This window comes from Mycolicibacterium arseniciresistens, from assembly GCF_030519285.1.
GTDB lineage: Bacteria > Actinomycetota > Actinomycetes > Mycobacteriales > Mycobacteriaceae > Mycobacterium > Mycobacterium arseniciresistens.
The window spans coordinates 1-1386 of record NZ_JAUMSQ010000532.1 but is presented as its reverse complement, the minus strand read 5'-3'; the positions used below and the strand labels follow the sequence as shown (position 1 = coordinate 1386).

Here is a 1386-nt window from a genome sequence, read left to right as displayed (position 1 = left end):
GGCCCGAGCCGCCACGGCGGCGAGATCGACCGGAGCCGCCCCGGCGGCGACATCGGCCGGGGCGCACCGTGACGGCCGATCCGGTCGCCGCCGCGGACGCCGTGGTCGCGGCCATCGATCCGGGCCTGAGTTCGCCGGGAGTCGAGAGCAGCGACGTGGTGCTGGTGACGGGTCCGTGGCTGGCAGGCACCAGCAGCCTGGTCGCCGAACTGCGCCGGGAGCTGCCCGAGCACACCTTCGTCGAGTCCGACGACCTGCCTGCGGGCAAGGCGCCCGCGGCGGTGGTGTTCGCCGTGTCGGCGAGCGCGCCGCTCACCGAATCCGATTGCGCGCTGGTCGAACTCGCGTCCAACTACACCGACCTGGTGGTGGGCGCGGTGACCAAGATCGATGCGCACCGGAACTGGCGCGACGTGCTGACCGCCGACCGGACCCTGCTCGCCGATCGCTCCGCCCGGTACCGGCAGATGCCGTGGGTGGGAGTGGCGGCCGCACCCGATCTCGGCGATCCGCGGCTCGACGAACTGGTCGGGCTGCTGCGTCAGCGGCTCGCCGACCCGGATCTGCAGCGGCGGAACCGGTTGCGGGCGTGGGAGAGTCGGCTGGAGGCGGTGATCCGGCGCTACCAGGCCGACGGTGCGGGCGCCGACCGTGAGGCGCGGGTGACGGCCCTGCGCGCCCGCCGCGACGAGATCCGCCGGGACAGTCGGCTGGCCAAGTCCGAGCGGGGTATCGCGCTGCGCAGCCAGGTCCAGCAGGCCAAGGTGCAGCTCGCCTACTTCGCCCGCAACCGGTGCACCTCGGTGCGGGCCGAACTGCAGGAGGACGCCGCCGGCCTCGGCAGGCGCCGCCTCGCCGCCTTCGAGGACGAGGTGCGGACCCGCGCCGCCGACGTCGTCACCGAGGTCGACGAGGGCATCACCGAACACCTCGCCGGGGTGGCGGCCGAGCTGAAGATGTCGGCTCCGCCCACGGCGGCCGCGCCGGGGATCCCGGACTTCCCCGCCCCGCCGCTGAAGAACCGCCGCCTGGAGACCGTGCTGATGATGCTGCTCGGCGCCGGCTTCGGGCTCGGGGTGGCGCTGGCTTTCAGCCGGCTGTTCGCCGGCGTCGCGCCGGGTCTGACCGTCGCCGGTGTGGTCGCGGGCGGTGCGGTCGGCCTGCTGCTGACCGTGTGGGTGGTCGGGATCCGCGGACTGCTGCACGACCGGTCGGTGCTCGACCGCTGGGTCGGCGAGGTCACCACCACCCTGCGTTCGGCCGTCGAGGAGCAGGTCGCCACCCGGGTGCTGGCCGCGGAGGCGGCGCTGACCACGCAGCTGACCGCCCGCGACGAGGCGGAGGCGGCCACCGCCGCGCAGCAGGTCGCGACGATCGACGCCGAAC

At 74.7% G+C, this 1386-nt stretch carries 1 protein-coding gene; it reads left to right on the top strand.

Translation table 11 applies throughout. The features are described from left to right. Positions 1 to 68 precede the first annotated feature (68 nt). On the top strand, positions 69 to 1386 hold a 1318-nt coding region (locus Q2100_RS31285), incomplete at its 3' end, for a hypothetical protein (RefSeq protein ID WP_302917131.1).